Here is a 26,449-nt window from a genome sequence, read left to right as displayed (position 1 = left end):
CCGGCTCAGATCAGGTACTGGCTCAGACCGCGCGGGATGTACGCCCCGTCGCCCTTCGTGCCGACGTAGGAGCCGTCGTCGACGACGACCCTGCCGCGGGAGATCACCGTGTCGACGTGGCCGTCGATCTCGAAGCCCTCCCAGGCCGAGTAGTCCATGTTCATGTGGTGGCTTCGGCCCTCGCCGATCCCGATCGAGGTGTGCCCGCTCGGGTCGTAGACGACGACGTCGCCGTCGGCCCCGGGCTGGATGACGCCCTTCCTCCCGTACATCCCGAACATCCGCGCCGGGGTGGTCGAGGTGAGCTCGACCCAGCGCGGCAGGGAGATCTGCCCCGACACCACGCCCTGGTACATCAGGTCCATCCGGTGCTCCACCGAGCCGATGCCGTTGGGGATCTTCGAGAAGTCGCCGATCCCCATGTCCTTCTGGCCCTTCATGCAGAAGGGGCAGTGATCGGTCGAGACCATCTGGATGTCGTTGGTGCGCAGCGACTGCCACATGTGGTGCTGATGCCCCTCCGCCTTCGAGCGCAGCGGCGTGGAGCACACCCACTTCGCGCCCTCGAAGCTCGGCGCGCCGAGCTGCTCCTCGAGCGAGAGGTAGAGGTACTGCGGGCAGGTCTCGCCGAAGACGTTCATGCCGCGGTCGCGGGCCTGCGCGATCTGCTCCACCGCCTGCTTCGCGGAGACGTGCACCACGTACAGCGGCGCGCCGGTGAGGTCGGCGATCATGATCGCCCGGTGCGTCGCCTCCTCCTCCGCCTGCCAGGGTCGAGAGGTGCCGTGGAAGTACGGCGCGGTGTTCCCGGCGGCGAGGGTCTGCTTCACCAGTTCGTCGATGAGGGCGCCGTTCTCGGCGTGCATCATCATCATCGCGCCGTTCTCCGCGCCCTTCTGGAACGCCCGGAGGATCTGCCCGTCGTCCGAGAGGAACACGCCCTTGTAGGCCATGAACAGCTTGAAACTGGTCACCCCCTCGCGCATCAGCTCGTCCATCGCGACGAGCGAGGAGTCCTGCACGTCCGAGAGGATCTGGTGGAAGCCGTAGTCGATCGCGCAGTTGCCGGCCGCCTTCTCCTGCCACGCCTGGAACCGGTCGACGACGCTCTCGCCCGGGTACTGCACCACGAAGTCGACGATCGACGTCGTGCCGCCCCAGGCCGCGGCGCGCGTGCCGGTCTCGAAGGTGTCCGAGGCGGAGGTGCCGCCGAACGGCATCTCCATGTGCGTGTGCGCGTCGATCCCGCCCGGGATCACGTACTTGCCGCGCGCGTCGATCACCCGGTCGACGTGGGCCGCCAGATCGAAGCCCAGCAGCGTGGAGCCGGGGGCGAGGACGGCGGCGATGGTCTCGCCGTCGATCAGGACGTCAGCGGCTCCGGTGCCGGTCGCGTTGACGACCGTCCCGCCGGTGATGAGGGTCTTCATCGGTCTTCCCCGTCTCGGTCTGCGGTCACGGCTTCGGGATGCTGGTGTACGACTCCGGCCGGCGGTCCCGGTAGAACTGCCAGTCGTCGCGCATCTCCTGCACCATGTCCATCTCGAGGTCGCGGATCAGGATCTCCTCGGCCTCGCCCGAGCCCCGCTCGCCGACGAACTCCCCGCGCGGATCGATGATCTGGCTGGTGCCGTAGAAGTCGACCGCGAGGTCGCCGTACTCGTTGTCCTCCCGGCCGACGCGGTTGGGCTGCAGCACGAAGTAGCCGTTCGCCACCGCGGCCGCCGGGCCCTCGACCTCCCAGAGGCGGTTCGACAGGCCGGGCTTGGTGGCGTTGGGGTTGAAGACGAGGTGGGCGCCGTTCAGGCCAAGCTCCCGCCAGCCCTCCGGGAAGTGGCGGTCGTAGCAGATGTGGACGCCGACCTTGCCGACGGCGGTGGCGAAGACCGGGTAGCCGAGGTTCCCGGGCCGGAAGTAGAACTTCTCCCAGAAGCGGTCCAGGTGCGGGATGTGGTGCTTGCGGTACTTGCCGAGGATCGTCCCGTCGGCGTCGACCACGACCGCGGTGTTGTAGTAGACGCCGGTCTGCTCCTCCTCGTAGATCGGGAGGATCATCACCACGCCCAGCTCCTTCGCGAGGGCCGCGAAGCGCTGCACGATCGGCCCGTCGGCGGGCTCGGCGTAGCGGTAGTACTTCTTGTCCTGGGTGATGCCGAAGTACGGGCCGTAGAACAGCTCCTGGAAGCAGACGATCTGCGCGCCGTCGGCTGCGGCGTCCCGGGCCATCCGCTCGTGCTTGTCGAGCATCGACTCCTTGTCGCCGGTCCAGGTCGTCTGGGTGATCGCTGCGCGGACGATGGTCATCGGTACCTCCATGCTCGGGCGTCCCTGTCCGGCTCCGGTGTGCTCCGCCGGGCGGTGCGGAGCCGGGGACGTGGACCCACTGTGGTCCCCGCCGGGCCCGAAGGCAATGACGGACCGTCCGGCTCCGGGGACAGGGCTTCATCGTCGGGGTTCGACGTTTCCCCGGTGTTTCCGGCGCGGATCCGCAGCATTAAGGCTCGCCGGGGGAGGAATCCGTCGGTGCCGCTAGCGTGGTCGGATGCGCATCACGATCCTGGCCGGAGGCGTCGGCGGCGCCCGCTTCACCTCGGCGGTCCGCGAGCACCTCAGCGATCTCGAGGCCGCCGGCGGCGAGGTGAGCGAGATCACCGTCGTCGTCAACACCGGCGACGACATGTGGCTCACCGGCCTCAAGGTCTGCCCCGACCTCGACTCGATCACCTACGCGCTCGGCGGAGTGAACGACACGGAGCGCGGCTGGGGGCGGGCCGGCGAGAGCGAGCGGGTCTCGGCCGAGCTCACCGCCTTCGGCGTCGGCTGGCCGTGGTTCACCCTGGGCGACCTCGACCTCGGCACCCACATCGCCCGCAGCTCGATGCTGCGCGACGGCCTCACCCTCTCGGAGGCGACCGCCCGGATCACCGCCCGCTGGCCACTGGGGGTCCGCCTGCTGCCGATGTCGGACCAGGACGTCGAGACCCACGTCGAGGTCGACCTTCCCGGCGAGGGCGTGCGGCTCCTCCACTTCGAGGAGTGGTGGGTGCGGCTTCGGGCGTCAGCGCCCGCGCGCCGCTTCGTCCAGCAGGGGGTGGAGAGCGCCCGCCCCGCCCCGGGCGTGCTGGAGGCGATCGCCGACACCGACGCGGTGCTCGTCGCCCCCTCCAATCCCGTCGTCTCGATCGGCACGATCCTCGGAGTGCCCGGGATCGCGGACGCCCTCCGCCGGACCTCCGCACCCGTCGTGGGCGTCTCCCCCGTCATCGGAGGCGCGGTGGTGCGCGGCATGGCCGACGCCTGCCTCGCCGCGATCGGCGTCGAGACCTCCGCCGAGGCCGTCGGCCGGCACTACGGAGCCCGGAGCGGGGGCGGCCTCCTCGACGCCTGGCTCGTCGGCGAGGAGGACGCGGACGCGGTCCCGGCGCTCGAGTCGGCGGGGCTCCGCGCCCGCTCCGTGCCGCTCTGGCTGACCGGCCGGGACGCCTCCGTGCGGCTCGCCGCCGACGCTCTCGCAGCCGCGAGGGGCTGAGCGGAGCCTCCTCCCCCGGGTCGCGCACCGCGTGTCGCAGCGCGGATGCGGTCACGCCTCCCACGGGGCGCCCCGTTCCCTTGTACGGTCGGAGGCGGACGAACTCCCCGATTCACCCCCGCATCGGATCCGGAGCCCCTCGGTCGCGCGCCCGACCGCGTCCTCACCACGTCTCCGAGCCCTGCGGAACCGCGTGCCGTCCCGTCAGGAGGACACCATGGAGCCCAGCTCGAGGATCAGCACCGAGCGGATCGAGCCCGACATCGTGGTGATCCGCCCCGTCGGCCGGCTCGACCTGTCCACGGCGTGGGAGCTCGAAGCGGTCCTCCAGCGCGCGCTCGAGGCGGGAGAGGTCCGCGTGGTCGTCGACCTGGCGGCCGTCGAGTTCCTCGACTCGTCCGGGCTCGGCGTCCTCGTCGCCGGACTCAAGGAGGCGCGGAAGGCGGGCGGCGAGCTGCGCGTGGCCGCCGCCGGCGAGCAGCCCGCCATGGTGCTCGGCCTGTCCAACCTCGACCGCCTGCTCGGGAGCGCCGAGACCGTCGAGGAGGCCTACCGTGCCTGAGCGCTCCTTCGTCGTGCGCACGCCGCCCGAGGACGGCGTCACCGCCGTCCACGAGGCGCTCGAGGAGCTGTGGCTCGAGGAGCCGGGCGTCGCGCCGGTCGACCGGATGTCGTTCGAGACCGCGCTGGTCGAGCTGACCTCGAACATCGTCCAGCACGCCCGGTCGTACCGGCACATCATCTGCCTGGTCGAGATCCGCGTCGACGCGACCGAGCTGCGCGCCTCGCTCAACGACTCCGCCGAGGAGGCGCCCGCCGAGGTCGCCGATCCCCGCGACATGCCGGACGAGTGGGACGAGGCAGGCCGCGGGATCCCGTTCATCCACGCCCTCGTCACCGAGTTCTCCTACCGCCGTGTCGACGGGCAGAACCTCTGGGCACTCGCCCGGACCCGCACGTGAGCGAGCCGACCGAGCGCGCCCGCCTCGCCGCGATCGCCGAGCTCGGGATCGGCCTGAGCACCCCCCAGGAGCGCTTCGACAGGATCACCCGCATCGCCCGCCGGCTCCTGCGCGTCCCCCTCGCCGAGATCAACATCCTCGAGGAGTCGACGCAGTTCACGAAGTCGCCCCAGCGCTCGGCGCGGGCGAGCAGGATGCTGCGCGCCGACTCGATGTGCGACGTCACGGTCCAGCAGGGCGACATCCTCGTCGTCGAGGACGCCACCGCCGATCCGCGGTTCGCCGACCGCGGAGTCGTCACCGGATCCCCTCACGTGCGCTTCTACGCGGGCCGCCCGCTCGTCGTGGGGGACGGCCTCCGCGTCGGCACGATCTGCATCATCGACAGCGAGGTGCGCGGCTTCTCGGAGGAGGAGCGCGAGATCCTCGAGGACCTCGGCCGGTGGGCGGAGCGGGAGCTGCGCGAGATCGCCTTCTCCGGACGCGCGAGCGAGACGCAGGAGCGGCTCTGGCCCCCGCGCCTCGACCTCGGCGAGTGGAGCCTCGACTCGCTGACCACGCCGCTGCACGACGTCGCCGGCGACTACACGGCGTGGCGTCGCAGCGGGGACGACCTCTCCCTCGAGCTGGTCGACGTGATGGGCAAGGGGGTGTCGGCGGCGATCGTCGCCTCCGCGATCCGCTCCGCGTTCCAGGCGCGGCCGGAGCTCCCTCCCGCGGCAGCCGTCGAGGCCGTCAACCGCCAGCTCCTGCCCGACCTGACCGCGACCGGGATGTTCGCGACCGCGCTGATCGCCCGGGTCGACCTCGCGAGCGGCGCCGTCGCGTTCGTGGACAGCGGCCACGGCCTCACCCTCCTGCTGCGCGCCGACGGCACCACGGAGCGGCTCGCCTCCACCGGCGTCCCGCTCGGCATCGCCGCCGACGTCTCCTGGGAGGAGGAGCAGCGCGTGCTCGCCCCCGGCGACGCGCTCTTCTCCTGCAGCGACGGCCTGCTCGACGTCTTCGGCGGGCGCCTCGACGCGCTCGACCGTCTCGCCGAGCTGGTGCGGAGCAACGACGACCCCGCTCTCTTCGAGCGTCTGCATGCTCTCGCAGACGACGCGCACGACGATGTGACAGCGTTGGTGCTGCGGCGCTCCGCAGCGCCCGCCCCCTCCTGATCCTGATCGAAAGGACCTCCCCCATGCCTGGTGCACTCGTCCTCGCCGGCGGCGGCCTCGCCGGAATCGCCTGGGAGCTCGGCGTCCTCCGCGGCCTCGCAGACGCCTCCCCCGAGGCGGCCCGCCTCCTGCTCGATCCGTCGACGACCTTCATCGGCACCTCCGCGGGCTCCGCGGTCGCCGCGCAGCTGAGCACCGGCACCGGCCTCGACGAGTCGTACGAGGCCCAGCTCCAGGAGGAGTCCGCCGAGATCGGAGCGGACGTCGACGGTGAGCGCCTCCAGGCCCTCTTCGCCGCGGCCGTCGAGGGCGCGACCTCGCCCCAGGACGCGCGGCGCCGCATCGGCACCCTCGCGCTCGAGGCCGAGACGCTCCCCGAGGACACGCGCCGGGCCGTCATCTCGGCCCGCGTGGGCGACGCCGATTGGCCCGAGCAGCGTCTGCTCATCACCGCGGTCGACACGGCCACCGGCGAGCTGCGCGTGTTCGACCGCGAGAGCGGCGTCGGCCTCGTCGACGCGATCTCCGCCAGCTGCGCCGTCCCCGGGGTCTGGCCACCCGTCAGCATCGACGGCGTGCGCTACATGGACGGCGGCGTGCGCTCCGGCAGCAACGCCGACCTCGCCGCGGGAGCCGACTGGGTCCTGATCGTCACTCCGCTGCCGGGAGTCGGCACGCCCGGCGCGGGCCTGATCCCGACCGGCGAGCTCGACGCCCTCGCGGACTCGCGGGTCGAGGTGCTCTACGCCGACGAGGAGTCGGTGCGCGCCTTCGGCCCGAACTCGCTCGACCCGGCCGTCCGCGCCGCCTCCGCCCGCGCCGGACGTGCTCAGGGCGCCCGGCTCGCCTCGCGGATCGCCGCGCTGGTCGGCGCCGAGTAGCCGGTCTCAGCGCCGCACGCTGTAGCGCGTGAAGACCGTGCCGTCGGCGAAGCGGTGCTCCTCGCGCAGGTCGAGGCGCGCATGGAACCCGCACGGGAGGAAGTGGGTCCCGCCGCCCACCGCCACCGGCACCGTGTAGACCTGCACCTCGTCGACGATCCCGGCGAGCAGCGCGTGCCGGGCGAGGGTCGGCCCGCCGATCGAGACGTCGTGGTCGGCGGCGCTGACCTGCGCGGCGACGACGACCGGGTCGAACCCGCCCTCGACGCGGGTGCGGCGGGTCTCGGCCGACTCCAGCGTCGTCGAGTACACGACCTTGTCGGCCGCCCGCCACATCTCCTGGAAGTCGCGGATGAACGCGAACTCCTCCGCCAGTGCCCAGGTCTGCTCCCACGCGCGCATGACCTCGTACATGCGCCGCCCGTACAGGTACGTGCGCACCCGCCCCTCGCGCTCCGTGATGAAGCGGTGCACGGCGGGTCGCGGCTCCGCCCAGGCGAATCCGCCGTCCGCGTCGTTCACGTAGCCGTCGAGCGACGCGATCGAGCTGTAGATGAGCGCGCCCACGTCGGCCTCTCTCCGTGGCCGGCTTCGGGACCGCCCACGGGCGCGACCGTAGGCCTCCCGCCTCCGTCCGGCAATGTCCGCCGGGGCCTCTGGCGCGGATCGACGGGTCGCCGCTGCTCCTGGTGGCGCTCCCGGCGGTCGGCGCCCCCTCCCGGACCGCGTACCGTGGTCGTGCCGCAGGGAGCGGCCGTGAAGGGTTCGGGATGAAGATCAGCCAGCTGCGCCACTTCGTGGCGGTCGCCGAGGAGCTGCACTTCGTGCGCGCCGCCGAGCGCCTCGGCATCTCGCGGCAGAAGCTCGACTCCTCCGTCGCCGCCGTCGAGCTCGACCTCGGCAAGCCGCTCTTCGAGCCCGGTGCCGCCGCCACGACCCTCACCGCGGCCGGGCGGCAGCGCCTCGCCTCGGCCCGCGAGGAGCTCGCCGCGCTCGGCGACGAGCCGGAGGCGGCCCCGAAGTCGGGAGGCAAGGCCAAGGCCTCCAAGGGGACCGGGCGCGCCCCGATCGTCAAGGGCCAGCCGAAGCCCTACAAGCGCCGCCAGTCCCGCTGACGCGCAGTGTCCGATCGTCGGATGTGGTGGGCCCTACCGGGCTCGAACCGATGACATCCACGGTGTAAACGTGGCGCTCTACCAACTGAGCTAAAGGCCCCCGTCGCGGGAGCACCCGCGGACGATCGACTCGATCCTACGGCAGGCGGAGCGGCCCCCTGCGGGCACTAGCCTCGGCACATGACCGCCGACAGCGACTCCCGGGCGAGGCGGCGCGCCGAGAGCCGCTGGCCCGCCTCCGCCGCGATCCTCGTGGCCGTCGCCCTGAACGTGGCCGGCCACAGCGCCGACACCTCGGTGGTCCGCCTCGTCGCCGCCGGCATCACGCTCGCGCTGCTCGTGCCGCTGTTCGTCGTGAACCCGCACCGACTCGACAGCGAGACGCGCTGGTCGCGCGGGGTCTCCATCGCCCTGGCGGTCGTGCTCGCCGTGGCGAACCAGGTGAACGTGGTCGCCGTGGTGATCGACCTCGTCGACGGGACGGCCGACGGCCCTCCGCTGCTGCTCACCGCGCTCCAGGTCTGGGTCACCAACGTCGTCGCGTACGCGCTGCTGTTCTGGGAGCTCGACCGCGGCGGTCCGGTCGCCCGCGGAACGCTTCCCCGCACCGAGCTGCCGGCGGCCGACTTCGCCTTCCCGCAGGACACCTACCGCGACACCGCGCCCGAGGTCGCCGCGACCTCCTCCGAGCGCGCCGACTGGCGGCCCGGCTTCGTCGACTACCTCTCGGTGTCGACGACGAACACCATGGCGTTCAGTCCGACCGACACGATGCCGCTGTCGAGCCGGATGAAGCTCCTGATGATCGCCGAGGCGTTCACCGGATTCGTCCTGCTGGCCCTCGTGATCTCGCGGGCCGTCAACATCCTCAGCTGACGACCGGGGCGGTCCGCCTCCGGAGGGTCAGACGTGCGCGGGGGCGAGCGCGTCGATCGCGGCGCGGTAGGCGTCGATCGAGCGCGCCTCGCCCGGGGCGGTCATGAACGTGTCCCGGATGACGCCGGCCTTGTCGATCAGGAAGGTCGCGCGGGTCGCGTAGCCCTTCGCCTCGGTGAACACGCCGTACTGCTTGGCGACATCGCCGTGCGGCCAGAAGTCGGAGAGGAGCGTGAAGTCGTAGCCCTGCTTCTCGCCCCAGGCGCGCAGCGTGTGCTTGGAGTCGACCGAGATGCCGATCAGCTCCACGTCGGCGTGCTCGAAGAGGGAGAGGTTCTCGCGCAGCGCGCAGAACTCGCCCGTGCAGGTGCCGGAGAAGGCGAGGGGGAAGAACACCAGGGCGACGTTGCGCCGCCCGTGGAAGTCGCCCAGCTGGATGCGCTCGCCGTACTGGTTCGCGAGTTCGAAGTCGGGAGCCAGGGTCAGCTTCTCGAGAGCCATCGGTCCGATGTCCTTCCGTGCGCACGAGAGTCGCGCGAGCACGAGGGGCAATGCTAGACCCGCTCCGCGCAGACTCCAAGGAACGGCCCGTCTCCCCCGATCACGGGCCGGTCGACGCGTCCCGTCTGGCGCTCTCCTACAGTCGTCGGCGCCCATTCCTCGTGGATCACCACAGTGCGATTCCAGGTTCGGGGCACGGGAATCGCTAGGCTGACGGAGGTGCCCGCGCGCGGCTCGTCATCCGAGCCCCGGATCCGCGGATCCGCACCGCTTCATGAGAGTGATGTCTCGGGCACGATCTGCCCCCAGAGAGAGGTCGAGGGTGACTGTTAACGATCAGGACCCGTATTCCGTCGGTCACGTGGACTCGGACCCCGAGGAAACGTCGGAGTGGAACGAGTCGCTCGATGCGCTCGTCGAGGAGCGGGGCCGGGGTCGCGGGCGCGACGTCATGCTCAGCCTCCTCAAGCGCTCCAAGGAGCTCCACCTCGGCGTGCCGATGGTGCCCACCACGGACTACATCAACACCATCGCGCCCGAGAACGAGCCCGACTTCCCGGGCGACGAGGACGTCGAGCGCCGCTACCGCGCGTGGATCCGCTGGAACGCGGCCATCCTCGTGCACCGCGCGCAGCGTCCCGGCATCGGGGTCGGCGGCCACATCTCGACGTACGCGTCGAGCGCCTCGCTGTACGAGGTCGGCTTCAACCACTTCTTCCGCGGCCAGGACCACCCGGGCGGCGGCGACCAGGTCTTCATCCAGGGCCACGCCTCCCCCGGCCCGTACGCGCGGGCCTTCCTCGAGGGACGCCTGAGCGAGCACCAGCTCGACGGCTTCCGCCAGGAGAAGTCGCACCGGGGCGGCGGGCTCTCCAGCTACCCGCACCCGCGGCTCATGCCGGAGTTCTGGCAGTTCCCGACCGTGTCGATGGGCCTCGGCCCGATCAACGCGATCTACCAGGCGCAGGCGAACAAGTACCTCACCAACCGCGGCATCAAGGACGCCTCCGACCAGCAGGTCTGGGCGTTCCTCGGCGACGGCGAGATGGACGAGGTCGAGTCGCGCGGTCAGCTCCAGGTCGCCGCGAACGACGGCCTCGACAACCTGAACTTCATCGTCAACTGCAACCTCCAGCGCCTCGACGGACCCGTCCGCGGCAACGGCAAGATCGTGCAGGAGCTCGAGTCGTACTTCCGCGGCGCTGGCTGGAACGTCATCAAGCTCATCTGGGGCCGCGAGTGGGACGACCTGCTCGCCCGCGACACCGAGGGCGCGCTGCTCGACCTGATGAACAAGACGCCCGACGGCGACTTCCAGACCTACAAGACGGAGGACGGCGCCTACGTCCGCGAGAACTTCTTCGGCCGCGACCCGCGCGCCAAGAAGCTCGTCGAGGGCTACTCCGACGAGCAGATCTGGGGCCTGCGCCGCGGCGGCCACGACTACCGCAAGATCTACGCGGCCATGAAGGCCGCGACGGAGCACAAGGGCCAGCCCACCGTCATCCTCGCCCACACCATCAAGGGCTACGGTCTCGGCCGCAGCTTCGAGGGCCGCAACGCGACCCACCAGATGAAGAAGATGACGCTGGACAACCTCAAGTCGTTCCGCGACACCATGCGCATCCCGATCACGGACGCGCAGCTCGAGGAGAACCCCTACCTCCCGCCGTACTACCACCCCGGTCAGAACGACGAGGCGATCGAGTACCTGCAGGAGCGCCGCCGCGCGCTCGGCGGCTACCTCCCCGAGCGCCGCTCGAAGTACACGCAGCTGAACCTCCCCGAGGACTCGGCGTACGCGGTCGGCAAGAAGGGCTCCGGGACGCAGGAGATCGCCACCACCATGGCGTTCGTCCGCATCCTGAAGGACATCCTCCGCTCGAAGGACTTCGGCAACCGCGTCGTCCCGATCATCCCGGACGAGGCGCGCACCTTCGGCATGGACGCGTTCTTCCCGAACGCGAAGATCTACAACCCGCGCGGCCAGCACTACACGTCGGTCGACCGCGAGCTCCTCCTGGCCTACAAGGAGAGCCCGCAGGGCCAGATCCTCCACGTCGGCATCAACGAGGCGGGCGCCCTCGCGGCGTTCACCGCGATCGGCACCTCGTACTCGACGCAGGGCGAGCCGCTCATCCCGGTCTACGTCTTCTACTCGATGTTCGGGTTCCAGCGCACGGGCGACGCGATCTGGGCGGCCGGCGACATGATGTCGCGCGGCTTCATGATCGGCGCCACCGCGGGACGCACCACGCTGACCGGCGAGGGCCTCCAGCACGCGGACGGGCACTCCCCGATCCTCGCGGCGACCAACCCCGCCGTCGTGAGCTACGACCCGGCCTACGGGTACGAGATCGCGCACATCGTGCAGTCCGGACTCGAGCGCATGTACGGCGGGAAGCACACCGACCCGAACGTCATGTACTACATCACGGTCTACAACGAGCCGATCGTGCAGCCGAAGGAGCCGGAGGACGTCGACGTCGAGGGCATCGTCCGCGGCATCCACCGCATCTCCTGGGGCCAGTGGGACGGGCCGAAGGCCCAGCTCCTCGCCTCAGGCGTCGCGGTGCCGTGGGCGATCGAGGCGCAGAAGCTCCTCGCCGAGGACTGGGGCGTCTCGGCGGACGTCTGGTCGGTCACCTCGTGGAACGAGCTGCGCCGCGACGGCATCAAGGCCGAGCAGCACAACTTCCTCCACCCCGAGGACGCCGAGCAGGTGCCGTACGTGACGCAGAAGCTGGCCGACGCGAAGGGCCCCTTCGTCGCCGTCTCGGACTTCTCGCACCAGGTCCCCGACCAGCTGCGCCAGTTCATCCCGGGCGACTTCGCGACGCTCGGCGCGGACGACTTCGGCTTCTCGGACACCCGTGCGGCGGCGCGGCGCTACTTCCAGATCGACGGCCCCTCGGTCGTCGTGCGGACGCTGCAGCTGCTCGCCAAGCGCGGCGAGGTCGACCCCTCGCTCGCCGTCCAGGCGATCGAGAAGTACCGCCTGCTCGACGTCAACGCCGGCACCACCGGCAACGCGGGCGGCGAGAGCTGACGGACGAGTCCGTGCTCTCGCAGGAACCCGCACCGTCGAGTGCGCGGGGTCCTGCTCCTGCGGCGGAGCGTCCGGCCACCCGGCCGGGCGCTCCCCGCACGAAGGAGCAGACCCTCGCCTGGCTGCGCACCCTCGCCGGTGAGCTCTCGACGCAGACGATCAAGCGACTCGAGGACACGCTGCCCTGGTACGGCAGCATGCCCCCCGGTCGGCGCTCGGCGGTCGGCCTCGTCGCCCAGGCCGGCATCACCTCGTTCATCTCGTGGTTCGACGACCCGTCGGCCACGCCGTGGATCGCGGCGGACGTGTTCGGAGCCGCTCCCCGCGAGCTGCTGCGCTCCGTCTCGCTGACGCAGACGCTGCAGCTGATCAAGGTGACGGTCGAGGTCGTCGAGGACCGGATCAAGAACGGCGGGGAGGACCTCCGCGAGGCGATCCTCCTCTACTCGCGCGAGATCGCCTTCGCCGCGGCCGACGTCTACGCGCGCGCCGCCGAGGCCCGAGGCCTCTGGGACGCGCGCCTGGAGGCGCTGGTCGTCGACTCGATCCTCACGGGCGAGGCCGACGACGAGCTGCCCAGCCGGATCGCCGCCCTCGGCTGGCACGGCCACGGCGAGGTCGCCGTCCTGGTGGGCACCGCCCCCAAGATGCTCGACGTCGACCAGCTGCGCCGCACGGCCCGGCACATGGACGCCGACGTGCTGATCGGCGTGCAGGGCAGCCGGCTCGTCCTGGTCATCGGCCGCGCCGAGCCGAGCGAGAACGCCACGGAGGAGACCGGTCCGCCGGTCGCGTTCCTCGAGATCGCGGAGGCGCTCGAGCCCGGCTTCGGGACGGGCCACCTCGTCCTCGGCCACGAGGTGCCGACCCTGGTCGAGGCGTCCCGCAGCGCCCGCGCGGCCCTCGCCGGGTTCGCGGTCGCCCGCTCCTGGCGGAACGCGCCGCGACCGGTCAACGCCGACGACCTCCTTCCCGAGCGCGCCCTCGCCGGCGACCCGCTCGCCCGGCAGAGCCTCATCACGCAGATCTACCGGCCCCTGCAGAAGCACTCGACCGAGCTTCTGACCACGCTGTGGGCCTACCTCGACAACGGCCGCTCCCTCGAGGCGACCGCCCGCGAGCTGTTCGTGCACCCGAACACGGTGCGCTACCGCCTCAAGCGGGTCGCCGAGGTGATCGGCTGGGACGCGACGGGCGCCCGCGAGGCGCTCATCCTCCAGTCCGCCCTCATCCTCGGCTCCATGAGCGACCCGGACGGCGCCGTCCGCCGGAAGCCGTCCCGACGCTGAGGCCCTCCGCTCGCCGAACCCCTCCCGCCCCTGAACACTTGTAGACCCGCGACAAGCTCTTTGTGCTTTGTCAGTGGCTCCACGCGCCGCACGTGCGAGCGCAGATCGGAAGACTGGATACCGTGATCGTCGTCGTCGCCCCGGGTCAGGGCTCCCAGACCCCCGGATTCCTCGCCCCCTGGCTCGAGATCCCCTCCGTGGCCGAGCAGGTCGCCGCGCACTCGGAGGCGGTCGGCATCGACCTCGCCGCGCACGGCACCGTCTCGGACGCGGACACCATCCGCGACACCGCGGTCGCTCAGCCCCTGATCGTCTCCGCGGGACTCGTGAGCCTCGCCGCCCTCCTCGAGGGTGGACGGCGCGATCGCATCGCGGGCATCGCCGGCCACTCCGTCGGCGAGATCACCGCGGCCGCCGGAGCCGGAGTCCTCACCGAGGCCGACGCGCTGGTGTTCGTCCGCGAGCGCGCCCGTGCCATGGCCGCTGCGGCCGCCGCCGAGCCGACCGCGATGAGCGCGGTCCTCGGCGGCGACGAGCAGGCCCTGATCGCCCGTCTCGACGAGCTCGGCCTCGAGCCGGCCAACTACAACGGCGGCGGGCAGATCGTCGTCGCCGGCGCGGTCGACGCGCTCGAGGCGCTCAAGGCGGAGCCGCTCCGCGGGACCCGCGTGATCCCCCTGCAGGTGGCCGGCGCCTTCCACACCCGCTACATGGCGCCCGCCCGCGACTCCCTCGCCGGCGTCGCAGCCGGGCTGACCCCCTCCGACCCGACGCTCCGGCTCTGGACGAACCGCGACGGGTCGGTCGTCGACTCCGGCGCCGCGTTCCTCGAGCTGCTCGTCGGCCAGGTCGCCTCCCCCGTCCGCTGGGACCTCTGCATGGCGGCCTTCGCCGACGCGGGCGTCACCGGGATCATCGAGCTGGCACCCGCCGGCGCGCTGGTCGGCCTCGCCAAGCGCGGCCTCAAGGGCGTGCCGAGCATCGCCATCACGACCCCCGACGACGTGGACGCCGCCCGCGCCTTCCTCGACGAGCACGCCGCCTAGCAGGAGAGACCCCATGACGACCCCTTCCCTCACCCAGTCCAGCGGCAGCGCGTACACCCGGATCCTCGGCATCGGCGCGGCACGCGGCGACCTCGTCGTCCCGAACGACGACCTGATCGAGCCGATCAACTCCTCCGACGAGTGGATCCGCCAGCGCACCGGCATCATCGAGCGCCGCCGCGCCTCCGCCGACATCCACGCGGTCGACCTCGCGACCACCGCCTCCCTCGAGGCGATCGAGAAGGCGGGCATCCGCCCGGACCAGATCGGCGTCGTGCTCGTCTCCACGATCAGCAACACCGTGCAGACCCCGTCGCTGGCCGCGCTCCTCGCGGACCGCATCGGCGCGAACCCCGCCCCGGCGTACGACATCTCGGCCGCCTGCGCCGGCTACACCTACGGCATCGCCCAGGCCGACTCCTTCATCCGCTCCGGCCTGGCCGAGTACGTGCTCGTCGTCGGAGCCGAGAAGCTGTCCGAGCTGGTCAAGTCGACCGACCGCAGCATCTCCTTCCTCCTCGGCGACGGCGCGGGCGCCGCGGTCGTCGGCCCCAGCGACACCGCCGGCATCTCGAAGACCGTGTGGGGATCCGACGGCTCCAAGTGGGACACCGTCGGCATGGACAACCCGCTCGCGGCCTACCGCGACGGCACCGCCGAATGGCCCACCCTCCGCCAGGACGGCCCGTCGGTCTTCCGCTGGGCGGTCTGGGAGATGGCCAAGGTCGCCAAGCAGGCGCTCGCGGAGGCGGGTGTCCAGCCCGAGGACCTCGCCGCGTTCATCCCCCACCAGGCGAACATGCGCATCATCGACGAGCTCGCGAAGCAGCTGAAGCTCCCCGAGACCGTCGCTATCGGCCGCGACATCGAGACCACCGGCAACACCTCCGCCGCGTCGATCCCGCTCGCCACCCACCGCCTGCTCGAGGAGCACCCGGAGCTGCACGGCGGACTCGCGCTGCAGATCGGCTTCGGCGCCGGACTGGTGTTCGGCGCGCAGGTCGTGGTGCTCCCGTGACCGGCGCGACCCCACCCCTAAACTGACCTACGGTCACTGACGAACACCCGAAGAACCCCCAAGGAGAGAACCATGGCACTGTCCAACGAAGAAGTCCTCGCCGGCCTGGCCGAGCTTGTCAACGACGAGACGGGCATCGCCACCGACTCCGTCGAGATGGACAAGTCGTTCACCGACGACCTCGACATCGACTCCATCTCGATGATGACCATCGTCGTCAACGCCGAGGAGAAGTTCGACGTGAAGATCCCCGACGACGAGGTCAAGAACCTCAAGACGGTCGGCGACGCGGTCCGCTTCATCGTCAAGGCGTCCGAGTAGTCGTCGCCCGCGCACCCCGTCCTCGTGGCGGACACCCCGGCCGGCGATCGTCGGCCGGGGTGAGCCCGGCACCCACCCACACGGAACAGAGAAGCTCGTCATGACCAAGAAGATCGTCGTCACCGGAATCGGTGCCAGCACTCCCCTCGGCGGGACCGCCCGGGAGTCCTGGAACGCACTCCTCGCCGGCGAATCAGGCGTCCGCTCCCTCGAGCAGGACTGGGTCGCCCAGTACGACATCCCGGTCACCTTCGCCGCCCAGGCCAAGGTCCGCCCAGAGGAGGTGCTCTCCCGCCCGGAGGCGAAGCGCCTCGACCCCTCCAGCCAGTTCGCGCTCATCTCGGCCCGCGAGGCCTGGGCCGACTCCGGCATCACCGACGTCGACCCGCTCCGCGTGGGCGTCGACTACTCGACCGGCATCGGCGGCCTCTGGACCCTCGTCGACGCGTGGGACACCCTCCGCGAGCGCGGACCCCGCCGGGTCCTCCCGATGACCATCCCGATGCTCATGCCCAACGCGGCCGCCGCCGCCATCAGCATGGCCATCCCCTCCCGCGCCTACGCCCGCACCGACGTGTCGGCCTGCGCCTCCAGCACCGAGGCCCTCGCGAACGCCTACGAGCACATGCAGCTCGGCCTCGCCGACGTGGTCGTCGCCGGCGGCACGGAGTCGGTCGTCCACCCGCTCCCGATCGCCGCCTTCGCGTCGATGCAGGCCCTCTCGCGCCGCAACGACGACCCGGCGACCGCCTCGCGCCCCTACGACGTCTCCCGCGACGGCTTCGTCCTCGGAGAAGGCGCCGCGACGCTCATCCTCGAGACCGAGGAGCACGCCCTCGCCCGCGGAGCCCGCATCTACGCGGAGCTCGCCGGCGGCGCCGTCACCAGCGACTCGTACCACATCACGGCGCCGGACCCCGAGGGCTCCGCCGCCGCCCGCGCCATGATCGGCGCCCTCGAGCAGGCCGGAGCCGCGCTCACCGACGTCACCCACGTCAACGCCCACGCGACGAGCACCCCGGTCGGCGACATCGCCGAGTACCGCGCCCTGCTGCGCGTCTTCGGCGACCACCTCCCGAACATCGCCGTCTCCGCGACCAAGGCGTCCACCGGCCACCTCCTCGGCGGCACCGGCGCGCTCGAGGCCATCTTCACCGTGCTCGCCCTCCACGAGCGCACCGCACCCCCCACCATCAACCTCTTCGAGCAGGACCCCCAGATCCCCCTCGACGTCGTCACCAGCCCCCGCGCCCTCGGCGACGGACCGCTGGTCGCCATCTCGAACTCGTTCGGGTTCGGGGGGCACAATGCTGTTGCCGCTTTCCGGACGGTGTAGCGGGGCGTAGCCCCGCTCCACCGTGCGGAAAGCGGGCTGCGCCGCTCCTTGCGCGGCGCAGGCGCGTCCGCTGGGGTGGGGGGCGGGGTTCCCGAGGGCCGGTGCGGTGCGGCGACGGTGATCCGCTGGAACGCGGATCCCCGGATACGCCTCGTGCCGCGAGGGATCTGCGCCGCCGTCTGGTGCGGGCTGGTGAGCACGCCGTGCTGGTGGGGAGCGCGGGCTTCGCCGCGACTCGGGTCGGGTACTCCGATTGCGGAAGCTGTCCGGGTGGGAGCGCGGGCTTCGCCGCGGCTCGGGTAGAAGGCTTCGGTTCAAGCAGCTGTGCTCGAGGGGAGCGCGGGCTTCGCCGGGACTCGGGTCGGATGCTCCAATCAACGAAGCCGACCAGGTGGGAGCGCGGGCTTCGCCGAGACTCGGGTTGCACGCTCCAATCAACGAAGCTGTCCGGGTGGGAGCGCGGGCTTCGCCGCGACTCGAGCCTTCGGTGTCGTGCGCAACAGAGGTGCGGGCGGCTCCACGAGCTTTCCGACGCCCTCCGCCGGAACGCGGTGCTCCGCCGACCGTCTGGTCGACGTGCCAGCGAGCGGCAACCGCGAGGTGACGACGCGACTTCGAGGCGGGCCTCTGCCGGAACGGGGGTCCGCTGGCCGCCTGGTTCAGGGAGGCGGGAGCGAGCGGCCCCCGCGAGGCGTATCCGCCGATCCGCGTGCCAGCGGATCGGCGTCGCCGGACGCAAGCCGCTCCACGGAACCCGACCACCCGACCGAGCCGACTGCGCGACGCCGCGCGAGGAGCGGCGTCGAATGAACTCAGCCGACCCCGTGCATCCAGACGACGGGGGCGAAGTCGCCGCCGTAGCGGAAGGGCTCGAGCTCGTCCTCCCAGGCCTGGCCGAGGGCGAGGCGCAGCTCGCGGTGCAGCTCGATGGGGTCGGCGCCGGCGAGCTCCATGGCGGAGCGGATGCGGTCCTCGGGCACGACGGTGTTGCCCGCGCTGTCGGTCTGGGCGTAGAAGATGCCGAGCTCGGGAGTGTGCATCCAGCGGCCTCCGTCGACGCCGGGCGAGGGCTCCTCGGTGACCTCGTAGCGGACGTCGGCCCAGCCGCGGAGAGCGGACGCGATGACGGCACCGGTTCCGACCGGGCCCTCCCAGGCGAACTCGGCGCGCAGGGTGCTGCGGAGCACGGGCTGCTCGATCCAGGCGAAGTTCACGGCACGACCAAGGGCGCGACCTGTCCCCCACTCGAGGTGGGGGCAGAGCGCGCGTGGGGCGGAGTGCACGAAGAGCACACCCCGAGTCTGCTGCGCCACCATGGTGTCCTCCGTTCGTCCCGGTGCGTCTTCCCCAACGACCCGGACCACGGAACACTCTGCGGTGCGCCTTCTTCGATTATGACGGTAGACGTGCCACCACGCCCGATCATGCAGGAGCGGCGGACCTCCGTCAAGGCGGCTCGCCGCGCCTGCTCGACCGGCCGTGGGCGGCTCCTGCCTATACTCGGGTCGTCCGCGCCGCCGGACGCCGCACACCGCCAGACGCCCGCCGGGAGGAGCACCGTGTCCGTCCGCGACGGCCTGCTCGCCCTGCTCACGCTCGGCCCCGCCTACGGCCTCCAGCTGCACGCCGAGCTCCTCGACCGTGCCGCGCACCGGCCCCGGGTCAACGTCGGCCAGATCTACTCGACGCTCGAGCGCCTGCGCGAGCGGGGCCTCGTCGTCTCGGCCGGGTCCACCGACGACGGCCTCCCCCTGCACGCGCTCACCGGCGAGGGCCGCGCGGAGGCGGCCGCCTGGCTGACGGGTGACGGAGCGTCCCCGGAGGAGGACTGGGACGACGTCCTCGACCGGGTGCTGCTGGCCTCGAGCCTGTCCGGCGCCGACCTCGCCGCCGTCCTCGACGCGTACGAGAGCTCGCTGCCCGCCACCGCCGACGAGCAGGCGGAGGAGGAGGACGCGCACCCGCAGCGCCGCCTCGCCGCGATCGCCGCCGGCGTGCGGGAGGAGGCCCTGAGGCGCCTCCTCGAGGCGGCCCGCGACGAGCTCACGGGCGACGGGCCGGGACGGGGCGTCCGCGGATACGCTCTCGAGCGTCCCCGTCGGGGCCGTCGAGCCTCGAGCTAGGACGAGACAGGCGCGGGTGCCGTCGCCTAGGGTGGTTCGCATGTCCCGCACCCCCCTCGGTCTCCGCGTCCCCTCCCGGGCGCGCCGGCGCCTCGTCGCCGCCGGAGCGGGCACGGTCCTCGTCCTGTGCGCCGCCCTCGCCGCCCCGCTCTCCGCGTCCGCCGCCTACGACCCGTCCGACTACCCCTCGTGGTCCGATGTCGAGGCCGCGAAGTCGAGCGAGAGCGCCACCGCCGCCGAGGTCGACCGCATCACCGCCTTCCTCGCCGACCTGCGCGACCAGGCCGCCGCCCTCACCGACGCCGCCATCAGCCGGGCCGCGGAGGCGGACGCCGCGCAGAGCGCTCTCGACGAGGCGACCCAGCGCGTGAGCGTCCTGGAGGAGCGCGCCTCCGCCGCCCGCTCGGACGCCGACGCAGCGAAGGAGCAGGCCGGCCGTCTCGCCGCGCAGCTCTACCGCAACGGCGGGACCGATGCGACGCTCAACCTCCTCATCGGCGGCGACGAGTCGAGCGAGCTGCTCTACCGCCTCGGCACCATGACGCAGCTCACCCAGCAGACCAGCCGGCTCCAGACCGCGGCGCAGTCGACCGAGAACCAGGCCGTCTCCCTCGCCGCTCAGGCCGAGCAGGCCCGGGGCGAGCGCGTCTCCCTCGCCACCGCCGCGGCCGACGCGCTCTCGGTCGCCCGCTCCGCTCAGGCCGAGGCCGACGCCAAGGTCGCCGACCAGGAGAAGTACAGCCAGGAGCTCTACACGCAGCTCGCCTCGCTCAAGAACACCACCGCCGAGATCGAGCGGGAGTACGCCGACGGCCAGGACGCGAAGTCGGCGTTCGAGGAGCAGCAGCGCCTCTCCCGCCTCGCCGCCGAGGCCGAGGCCGCCCGCCAGCGCGCCGCGTCGGCTCCCGCCGCGGCCGCCGCTCCGGCAGCGCCCTCCAACAGCGGAGGCGGCGGAGGCGGACCGGTCGAACTCGGCGACGACGACCCGACCGGCGCGCGCAACAGCTCCGCCAAGACCATCGCCGCCCTCGGCACCTACGCCGGACGCACGGACGGCCTCTCCCCCGCGCAGGCCCAGGCCTACGCCCGCACCGCTGTCGGCCGCTTCGGCTGGGGCGCCGACCAGGTCGACCGGTGCCTCATCCCGCTGTGGAACGGCGAGTCGGGATGGCGCTGGAACGCGCTGAACCGCTCCTCCGGCGCCTACGGCATCCCGCAGGCCCTCCCGGCGAGCAAGATGGCCAACTCGGGAGCCGACTACCAGACGAACGCGGCGACGCAGGTCGACTGGGGCCTCTCGTACATCAAGAGCGCCTACGGCTCGCCCTGCAACGCGTGGTCGAGCTGGAACAACCGCTCGCCGCACTGGTACTGATCCCGCGTCTCACTTCGCCTGGTCGTAGGAGTCGACGACGGCGACGGTGACCGGGAAGTCGACCTCGCCCACTCCGAAGAGCGAGCGTCCGGCGCGCACCGCCGCCTCGCGGACGATCGCGGCGACCCGCTCGCCGACGTCGGCGGGAGCGTGCACGATCACCTCGTCGTGCAGGAAGTAGACGAGGTGCGCCCGGCCGACCGCGCCGCCCTCGGCGCGCAGTCGCGCCCGCAGCTCGCCCATCCAGCAGAGCGCCCACTCGGCCGCGGTCCCCTGCACCACGAAGTTGCGGGTGAAGCGTCCCCACTCGCGCGCTCGCGCCGCATCGGCCGAGAGCCCCTCGGGGCCGGGAGGCGAGCTGCGCCCGAGCCACGTCGAGACGCTCTCGCCACGCTCCCCCGCCCGAGCCGCCGCCTCGACGTGCGCGACCGAGCGCGGGTAGGCACGGGCGAGCCTCGGGAGCAGCCGTCCGGCCTCCCCGCTCGTCGCCCCGTACATCGCCCCCAGCATCGCGACCTTCGCCCTCGGCCGGTCGGGGACCACGCCGGCGTCGACGATGCCCTGGTAGAGGTCGCGGCCCCGCCCGGCGGCGGCCATGGCCGAGTCGCCCGAGAGCGCGGCGAGGATGCGCGGCTCGAGCTGCGCGGCATCCGCGACCACGAGGCTCCAGCCCGGATCCGCGGTGACCGCGGCGCGGATCTGCCGCGGCAGCTGCAGCGCCCCTCCGCCCGAGGTCGCCCAGCGGCCGGTGAGGACGCCGCCCACCACGTACTCCGGCCGGAACCGTCCGTCGCGCACCCACGCGTCGAGCCATGCCCAGCCGTTGGCGGTGAGCAGCCGGGAGAGCTTCTTGTACTCCAGGAGGGGCGGCACCGCGGGATGCTCGAGGGACTGCAGCTCCCAGGAGCGCGTCGACTCGACCGGCAGCCCCGCGCGCCGCAGCGCCTTGAGGAGCTCGGCCGGCGAGTCGGGGTTGAGCTCGGGCGCGCCGAGCTCGTCGCGCAGACGGACGGCCAGCGCCTCCAGCAGGGCCGGGCGGCCGCCGAAGAGCGGGCGGGGGCCGAGCATCCCGGTGAGCACCCGGTCGTGCACATCGGCGCGCCACGGCAGCCCCGCGTGGGCGATCTCGCGAGCGATCAGGGCGCCGACGGACTCGGCGGCGAGCAGCAGGCGGAGCCGGCCGGCCTCGGCGGCGCCGGAGAGCGCCTCCTCCTGCCGGGCCAGCTCGAGGACGGGGTCGAGCTCGTCGGAGCCGCCCGCCGCCTCCTCGAATCCGATCAGCGTGTCCTGCGCGGCGGGAGCCGCGGCTCCCGCGTCCCACGGGTCGAGGGGCGAGCGCGCGAGAGCCGATGCGGCGGCGGAGACCGAGCGGCGGAGGATCGCGCGGGCCAGCCGGAGGTCGTGGCACCGGGCTACGACCACGCCGGCCGACAGCAGTGCGGGGTACCAGCGCGCGGTGTCGTCCCAGACCCAGCGCGGGCGCTCCGGCTCCCGCTCCCGGACGAACGCCGCCAGCTCGGCCGGGCCCCGGCCGCTCCCGGCCTCGGCGACGCCGACGGAGTCGACCGCCCGCCACGCCCCTGTGGGGCCGCCGACGAGTGCGAGGAGCATCGGGCCATTCTCCCCCGTGGCGGACACGGAGGCCGCCGTCGCGGGGACGGCCGGGCCCCCTCTCGCTGAAGGAGTCACGGCGACGGCCGCGAGGGCGGGTAGCCGGGGAAGGGCTTCTCCTGCGCTGTCGGCGGCTGATGGGCCCACAGGGCGGCCGCGATGGTGTCCATCGAGCGGGAGTAGCCCACGAGCGTCCGCCTCTCCGGCTCCGCCGCCCAGGTCACCGCGCGGAACCAGGTCTCGCGGTACGGGCCGGTCTCGATGCGGCGCACCAGGCCGATCCGGCCGGTGCGCAGGGCGTCGACCATCACCCACTCGTCCTGCCCGCTGCTGCGCAGCATCTGGAGCGGACTCCACTCGATCATCGCGCCTCCCACCGGTCGATCCGCGGCCGTGGCGAGCACGAGCGCCGCGGCGTACACTCGCAGACTATCGAACACATGTTCGAACGGCCAACCGGGTCCGGCGAGTGAACGGGAGCACGACGATGGCGGTGATCGACGAGACGGCGCTGGTCTCGACCGACGGCGAGGGAGTGCCGATCGCGCTCGAGTGGCGGGGCGGGAGCTACCGGGTGACCGACCGGCCGACGGTGTGGACCTGCACGAGCGAGTGGTGGGCGCCCCTCGAGGGGTTCCCGCCGACGTTCGGGCGCACACCGGTGAGCATCGGCGGCTGGCGCTTCCAGGCGACGGACCTCGCGACCGGCGGCGCGTTCGTGCTCGACGTGGTCGCGTCGACGGAGCCGCAGTGGAGCGTGGTGCGGATCTACGAGTAGTGCCGGCGCGAGGCCGGCCGGGCGGCTACTTGTCGGCCGACCAGGGCGCCCGCGTCATGGCGATGAGAGCCGCGACTCCGGAGACGAGGCCGACACCGGCGATGGCGGACACGACGAGCCAGAGAACGAGTTCCATGCCACCAGTCTACCGAGCCCCGGAGCGGATCCTCTCCTCCCCGCTTCCATCCCCCGGCTGTGGAATAGCCTGGGCAGAGTGACCGACGCCCCCACCCGCGCGAGTGTCGGACTGCGCTCGGAGCGCGGCCCGATCCTGCTGTCCCTGATGATCTCGACCGCTCTGGTCGCCCTCGACGCCACGATCCTCTCGACGGCCGTGCCGTCCATCGTCGCCGACCTGGGGGGCTTCGAGCAGTTCCCCTGGCTGTTCTCGATCTACCTGCTGGCCCAGGCCGTCTCGGTCCCCCTCTACGGCAAGCTCGCCGACGTGATCGGGCGCAAGCCCATCATGCTGATCGGCATCGCCCTGTTCCTGGTCGGCTCGCTCCTGTGCGGCCTCGCCTGGAGCATGCCCGCGCTGATCGCGTTCCGAGCCCTGCAGGGCCTGGGGGCCGGAGCGATCCAGCCGATGGGCATCACCATCGCCGGCGACATCTACACGGTCGCCGAGCGTGCGAAGACCCAGGGCTACCTCGCGAGCGTCTGGGGCATCTCCTCGGTCGTCGGGCCGACCCTCGGCGGCGTGCTCTCGGACCTGGGCGCCTGGCGCGGCATCTTCCTCGTCAACATCCCCCTGTGCCTCCTGGCGGCGTTCCTCCTGATCCGCAGCTTCCGCGAGACCACGCGGGGCGAGAAGCAGCGGATCGACGTGGCGGGTGCCTCCGTGCTCGCCGTGGGCACCGCGCTGCTCATCCTCGGGCTGCTCGAGGGCGGCAGCGCCTGGCCGTGGCTCTCCCCCGCCGGAGTCGGCGTGTTCGTCGTCTCGGCCCTCGCGTTCGCCGGCTTCGTCGCGATCGAGCGGCGAGCTGCCGCCCCGGTGCTCCCCCTCTGGGTCCTCACGCGGCGCGTGCTGATCTCGACCAGCCTGGTCTCGGTGACCGTCGGCGCGATCACGCTCGGCGTCACCTCGTACTTCCCGACCTTCGCGCAGGGCGTGCTCGGCAGCTCCGCCCTCGGCGCGGGCTTCGCCGTCGCGGCGATGACGCTCGGCTGGCCGGTCGCGGCGAGCCTGTCGGGCCGGCTCTACCTGCGCATCGGCTTCCGCAACACGGGCTTCCTCGGAGCGGGGCTCGTCGTGATCGGCACGGCGCTGACCATCCTGCTCGGCGCCTCCTCGACGCTGTGGGAGATCGCCGGCTTCTGCGTGCTGATCGGCGCCGGCATGGGGCTCGTGGCGACTCCGACGCTGATCCGGGCGCAGTCGAGCGTCGACTGGAACGAGCGCGGAGTGGTCTCCTCGACCAACTTCTTCGCCCGCAACATCGGCAGCGCCGTCGCCGTGGCCGTGTTCGGCGCGATCGTGAACGCGAAGGCGGGCGGCGGCGTCCCCGCACCGGCGGACCTCGCCGAGGGCACCCGCTTCGTCTGCATCGCGCTCACGGTCCTCGCCGTGGGCATGCTCGCCGCGGTCTGGGCGATGCCGAAGGAGGGGCGCCCCGCGCCCGGAGAGGATCGGGCGGCGGAGGCCGAGCCCGACGCGGCCCGGCCGGACGCGGCCCAGCCCTAGCCGTCAGGCGGCGCCGTCGGTTCTCGTCGTCAGCCGGAGCGGCGCGCCGCGGCCGTCGCTCGCAGGCGGTCGCGGTGGGTGCGGCGCACCCGGTGCGTCCAGCGCTGCAGGGACGACCCCATCCCGGGGTGCCGCGCCAGCGTGTGCAGAGCGCGGTCGAACCGGCGGAGCATGTCGGCGAAGGCGCCGAAGGGGCGGGCCGAGATGCCGACCTCGAGGTGGCGGTCGAGCACGATCCGGTGCCGGAGTCCCAGGTGCACGCTGATCTCGACGTCGTCGTGCACGTAGGCGTCGTGCCGGTGCATCTCCTCCGCGATCTCCTCCCACGCCGACCGGCGGACGGCGCAGTTGGAGCCGAAGAGCGGCCAGTTGGCCAGCGCCGACCCCATCAGCACGAAGTAGGCGTCCATGTAGGCGACCCGCGCGATCACCCGGGCGATCGGGCCGAGCTCGTCGAAGCGTCCGGGACCGGTCACCGCTCCGACCTCGGGATCGGCGAAGTGGCCGGCCAGGCGCGCCAGCCAGTCGGGTCCCGGGCGGGAGTCGGCGTCGAGCCGTGCGAGGACGTCGCCGTGCGCCTCGTCGAAGCCGTGCGCCGTGCTCGCCGGGATCCCGGCTCCGTCGTGCCGCACCACCCGCGCGCCCGCCGCTCGCGCGACGGCGGCGCTGTCGTCGGTGCTCCCGTCGTCGACGACGACGATCTCGAACGGAGCGAGCGTCTGCTCGCGGAGGAGCTCGAGCAGCTGCTCGAGGTGGCGGGCGTCGTCCTTCACGGGGACGACGACCGAGATGCGCCGGTGATCCATCCGCCCAGTCAACGCGATCGGGGCGCTCAGCGGGGACACCGCCACGCGTCTCGCGCGAGCCCGGACCTGTCAACCGGCTCCCGAGCGCGTCGGATCCCCTGATGGGATCGACCCGTGTCCGCCGGATCGGCGGCCCGATCGAGACAGGAGACGACATGACCCAGGGACCTCGAGACTTCCGGCCCACCCGTGCACTGGTGACCGCCTCTGACTCCGGCATCGGCCGGGCGACCGCGGTGGCACTGGCCGAGGCGGGCATGGACGTCGGCATCACCTGGCACAGCGACGAGGAGGGCGCGCAGGGCACGGCGGAGGAGGTGCGCTCCCTCGGCCGGCGCGCCGAGATCGCGCGCCTCGACACGACGGATCTGGAGGGCGCGGGCGACGTGATCGACGACCTCGCGGATCGACTGGGCGGGCTCGACGTCGCCGTCAGCAATGCGGGCGGAGGCGGAGGCGAGCCCTTCCTCGAGCAGAGCCTCGACAGCTGGCGCTCGACCGTCGCCCTGAACCTCGACGGAGCGTTCGTCTGCCTCCAGCGCGCCGCGCGGCGCATGGCGGCCCAGGGCACGGGCGGCAGGATCATCGCGGTCACCAGTGTCCACGAGCACCAGCCGCGGGTCGGCTCCGTCGCCTACACCGCTGCCAAGCACGGGCTGGGCGGCCTGCTGAAGGTGGCCGCACTCGAGCTCGGCTCCCTCGGCATCACCGTCAACGCCGTCGCCCCCGGGGAGATCGCGACGCCGATGAACGACGCCGAGGATGTGGACCCCGTCACGATCGACCGCCCCGGCATCCCCCTCGGCCGCCCCGGCGACGCCCGCGAGATCGCGGCGGTGGTCGCCTTCCTGGCCTCTCCCGCCGCCTCCTACATCACCGGATCCTCGTACGTCGTGGACGGCGGGATGCTGCAGATGGGGCCGCAGGCCGGCTCCCACCTCCGGCAGGACGACTGGCGCGAGGCCTGAGCCGCCGACCACGGCGCC

At 72.4% G+C, this 26,449-nt stretch carries 26 protein-coding genes and 1 tRNA gene; 18 read left to right on the top strand and 9 right to left on the bottom strand.

Features of this window, described 5'->3' with window-relative positions; translation table 11 throughout:
* Positions 1-5: 5 nt before the first annotated feature.
* Positions 6-1,430 carry a dihydropyrimidinase gene (gene hydA / locus C5C56_RS12885; protein ID WP_104319735.1) on the bottom strand — a complete coding sequence of 475 codons (1,425 nt, stop codon included), beginning with the start codon at positions 1,428-1,430 and terminating at the stop codon, positions 6-8.
* A 25-nt stretch (positions 1,431-1,455) separates the two neighbouring features.
* Positions 1,456-2,304, bottom strand: coding sequence for a nitrilase-related carbon-nitrogen hydrolase (locus tag C5C56_RS12880; protein WP_104288498.1), 849 nt, complete (start codon positions 2,302-2,304; stop codon positions 1,456-1,458).
* 238 nt (positions 2,305-2,542) lie between these two features.
* On the opposite strand from C5C56_RS12880, the gene cofD reads away from it, so the two are divergent.
* The 5 genes from cofD to C5C56_RS12855 all read left to right on the top strand — a co-directional run bounded on the left by cofD (position 2,543) and on the right by C5C56_RS12855 (position 6,535).
* Positions 2,543-3,529, top strand: a complete 987-nt coding sequence (cofD, locus tag C5C56_RS12875; RefSeq protein WP_104288497.1) for a 2-phospho-L-lactate transferase — start codon at positions 2,543-2,545, stop codon at positions 3,527-3,529.
* Positions 3,530-3,746: 217 nt separating this feature from the next.
* Positions 3,747-4,091, top strand: a complete 345-nt coding sequence (locus C5C56_RS12870) for an STAS domain-containing protein (RefSeq protein ID WP_104223474.1) — start codon at positions 3,747-3,749, stop codon at positions 4,089-4,091.
* The gene (locus C5C56_RS12865; protein WP_104223473.1) at positions 4,084-4,491 is read left to right on the top strand and encodes an ATP-binding protein; all 408 of its coding nucleotides are present in this window, start codon (positions 4,084-4,086) and stop codon (positions 4,489-4,491) included. The genes C5C56_RS12870 and C5C56_RS12865 overlap by 8 nt, the downstream gene beginning before the upstream one ends.
* Complete coding sequence (locus C5C56_RS12860) at positions 4,488-5,654, top strand: PP2C family protein-serine/threonine phosphatase (RefSeq protein ID WP_181125651.1); 1,167 nt, start codon at positions 4,488-4,490, stop codon at positions 5,652-5,654. The genes C5C56_RS12865 and C5C56_RS12860 overlap by 4 nt, the downstream gene beginning before the upstream one ends.
* A gap of 23 nt (positions 5,655-5,677) precedes the next feature.
* The gene (locus tag C5C56_RS12855) at positions 5,678-6,535 is read left to right on the top strand and encodes a patatin-like phospholipase family protein (RefSeq protein ID WP_104238200.1); all 858 of its coding nucleotides are present in this window, start codon (positions 5,678-5,680) and stop codon (positions 6,533-6,535) included.
* 6 nt (positions 6,536-6,541) lie between these two features.
* Here C5C56_RS12855 and C5C56_RS12850 read toward each other — a convergent pair whose 3' ends face one another.
* A complete protein-coding gene (locus C5C56_RS12850; protein ID WP_104226668.1) occupies positions 6,542-7,102 on the bottom strand; it encodes a dihydrofolate reductase family protein in 561 nt (186 codons plus the stop codon).
* 203 nt (positions 7,103-7,305) lie between these two features.
* Between C5C56_RS12850 and C5C56_RS12845 the strand changes: the two genes are divergently transcribed.
* Positions 7,306-7,650, top strand: coding sequence for a LysR family transcriptional regulator (locus C5C56_RS12845; RefSeq protein WP_104223469.1), 345 nt, complete (start codon positions 7,306-7,308; stop codon positions 7,648-7,650).
* Positions 7,651-7,674: 24 nt separating this feature from the next.
* Here C5C56_RS12845 and C5C56_RS12840 read toward each other — a convergent pair.
* Positions 7,675-7,750: transfer RNA gene (locus tag C5C56_RS12840), tRNA-Val, on the bottom strand.
* A gap of 80 nt (positions 7,751-7,830) precedes the next feature.
* Here C5C56_RS12840 and C5C56_RS12835 point away from each other — a divergent pair.
* Complete coding sequence (locus C5C56_RS12835) at positions 7,831-8,526, top strand: hypothetical protein (protein ID WP_104226669.1); 696 nt, start codon at positions 7,831-7,833, stop codon at positions 8,524-8,526.
* 27 nt (positions 8,527-8,553) lie between these two features.
* Here the strand turns inward: C5C56_RS12835 and C5C56_RS12830 are convergent, their stop codons facing one another.
* Entirely contained in the window at positions 8,554-9,027 is a 474-nt protein-coding gene (locus C5C56_RS12830) for a peroxiredoxin (protein WP_104223507.1), read from the bottom strand.
* A 322-nt stretch (positions 9,028-9,349) separates the two neighbouring features.
* On the opposite strand from C5C56_RS12830, the gene aceE reads away from it, so the two are divergent.
* The 6 genes from aceE to C5C56_RS12800 all read left to right on the top strand — a co-directional run bounded on the left by aceE (position 9,350) and on the right by C5C56_RS12800 (position 17,086).
* Positions 9,350-12,076, top strand: a complete 2,727-nt coding sequence (aceE, locus tag C5C56_RS12825) for a pyruvate dehydrogenase (acetyl-transferring), homodimeric type (protein ID WP_104247522.1) — start codon at positions 9,350-9,352, stop codon at positions 12,074-12,076.
* A gap of 122 nt (positions 12,077-12,198) precedes the next feature.
* Complete coding sequence (locus C5C56_RS12820; RefSeq protein WP_181027189.1) at positions 12,199-13,365, top strand: CdaR family transcriptional regulator; 1,167 nt, start codon at positions 12,199-12,201, stop codon at positions 13,363-13,365.
* A gap of 122 nt (positions 13,366-13,487) precedes the next feature.
* The gene (locus C5C56_RS12815; protein WP_104250961.1) at positions 13,488-14,411 is read left to right on the top strand and encodes an ACP S-malonyltransferase; all 924 of its coding nucleotides are present in this window, start codon (positions 13,488-13,490) and stop codon (positions 14,409-14,411) included.
* Positions 14,412-14,424: 13 nt separating this feature from the next.
* Entirely contained in the window at positions 14,425-15,429 is a 1,005-nt protein-coding gene (locus C5C56_RS12810; RefSeq protein WP_104223464.1) for a beta-ketoacyl-ACP synthase III, read from the top strand.
* Positions 15,430-15,501: 72 nt separating this feature from the next.
* Complete coding sequence (locus tag C5C56_RS12805) at positions 15,502-15,750, top strand: acyl carrier protein (protein WP_104223463.1); 249 nt, start codon at positions 15,502-15,504, stop codon at positions 15,748-15,750.
* Positions 15,751-15,850: 100 nt separating this feature from the next.
* Positions 15,851-17,086, top strand: coding sequence for a beta-ketoacyl synthase (locus tag C5C56_RS12800; protein WP_104226673.1), 1,236 nt, complete (start codon positions 15,851-15,853; stop codon positions 17,084-17,086).
* An 812-nt stretch (positions 17,087-17,898) separates the two neighbouring features.
* Here the strand turns inward: C5C56_RS12800 and C5C56_RS12795 are convergent.
* Complete coding sequence (locus C5C56_RS12795) at positions 17,899-18,402, bottom strand: DUF3145 domain-containing protein (RefSeq protein WP_104226674.1); 504 nt, start codon at positions 18,400-18,402, stop codon at positions 17,899-17,901.
* Between the two features lie 243 nt (positions 18,403-18,645).
* Between C5C56_RS12795 and C5C56_RS12790 the strand changes: the two genes are divergently transcribed.
* Both C5C56_RS12790 and C5C56_RS12785 read left to right on the top strand, forming a co-directional pair.
* Entirely contained in the window at positions 18,646-19,209 is a 564-nt protein-coding gene (locus tag C5C56_RS12790; protein WP_181127891.1) for a PadR family transcriptional regulator, read from the top strand.
* A 40-nt stretch (positions 19,210-19,249) separates the two neighbouring features.
* Entirely contained in the window at positions 19,250-20,584 is a 1,335-nt protein-coding gene (locus C5C56_RS12785; RefSeq protein ID WP_104319734.1) for a hypothetical protein, read from the top strand.
* A 9-nt stretch (positions 20,585-20,593) separates the two neighbouring features.
* On the opposite strand, the gene C5C56_RS12780 is transcribed toward C5C56_RS12785, so the two are convergent.
* A complete protein-coding gene (locus tag C5C56_RS12780; protein ID WP_104319733.1) occupies positions 20,594-22,195 on the bottom strand; it encodes a bifunctional 3'-5' exonuclease/DNA polymerase in 1,602 nt (533 codons plus the stop codon).
* A 74-nt stretch (positions 22,196-22,269) separates the two neighbouring features.
* Positions 22,270-22,560: a hypothetical protein gene (locus tag C5C56_RS12775; protein WP_146076962.1), complete on the bottom strand. Its 291-nt coding sequence runs from the start codon at positions 22,558-22,560 to the stop codon at positions 22,270-22,272.
* 128 nt (positions 22,561-22,688) lie between these two features.
* Here C5C56_RS12775 and C5C56_RS12770 point away from each other — a divergent pair, with 128 nt between their 5' ends.
* Positions 22,689-22,973: a hypothetical protein gene (locus C5C56_RS12770; protein WP_146076961.1), complete on the top strand. Its 285-nt coding sequence runs from the start codon at positions 22,689-22,691 to the stop codon at positions 22,971-22,973.
* 283 nt (positions 22,974-23,256) lie between these two features.
* Entirely contained in the window at positions 23,257-24,657 is a 1,401-nt protein-coding gene (locus C5C56_RS12765) for an MDR family MFS transporter (RefSeq protein ID WP_104260996.1), read from the top strand.
* Positions 24,658-24,686: 29 nt separating this feature from the next.
* Here C5C56_RS12765 and C5C56_RS12760 read toward each other — a convergent pair whose 3' ends face one another.
* Positions 24,687-25,463, bottom strand: a complete 777-nt coding sequence (locus C5C56_RS12760; protein WP_104223456.1) for a glycosyltransferase family 2 protein — start codon at positions 25,461-25,463, stop codon at positions 24,687-24,689.
* 155 nt (positions 25,464-25,618) lie between these two features.
* Between C5C56_RS12760 and C5C56_RS12755 the strand changes: the two genes are divergently transcribed.
* Positions 25,619-26,431: an SDR family oxidoreductase gene (locus C5C56_RS12755; protein WP_104226704.1), complete on the top strand. Its 813-nt coding sequence runs from the start codon at positions 25,619-25,621 to the stop codon at positions 26,429-26,431.
* Positions 26,432-26,449 lie beyond the last annotated feature (18 nt).

Origin of the sequence: Rathayibacter sp. AY1D1 (genome assembly GCF_002932635.1) — a bacterium.
Taxonomy (GTDB): Bacteria; Actinomycetota; Actinomycetes; order Actinomycetales; family Microbacteriaceae; genus Rathayibacter.
The sequence above is the reverse complement of the archived record's forward strand: the minus strand, read 5'-3'. Positions and strand labels throughout refer to the sequence as shown.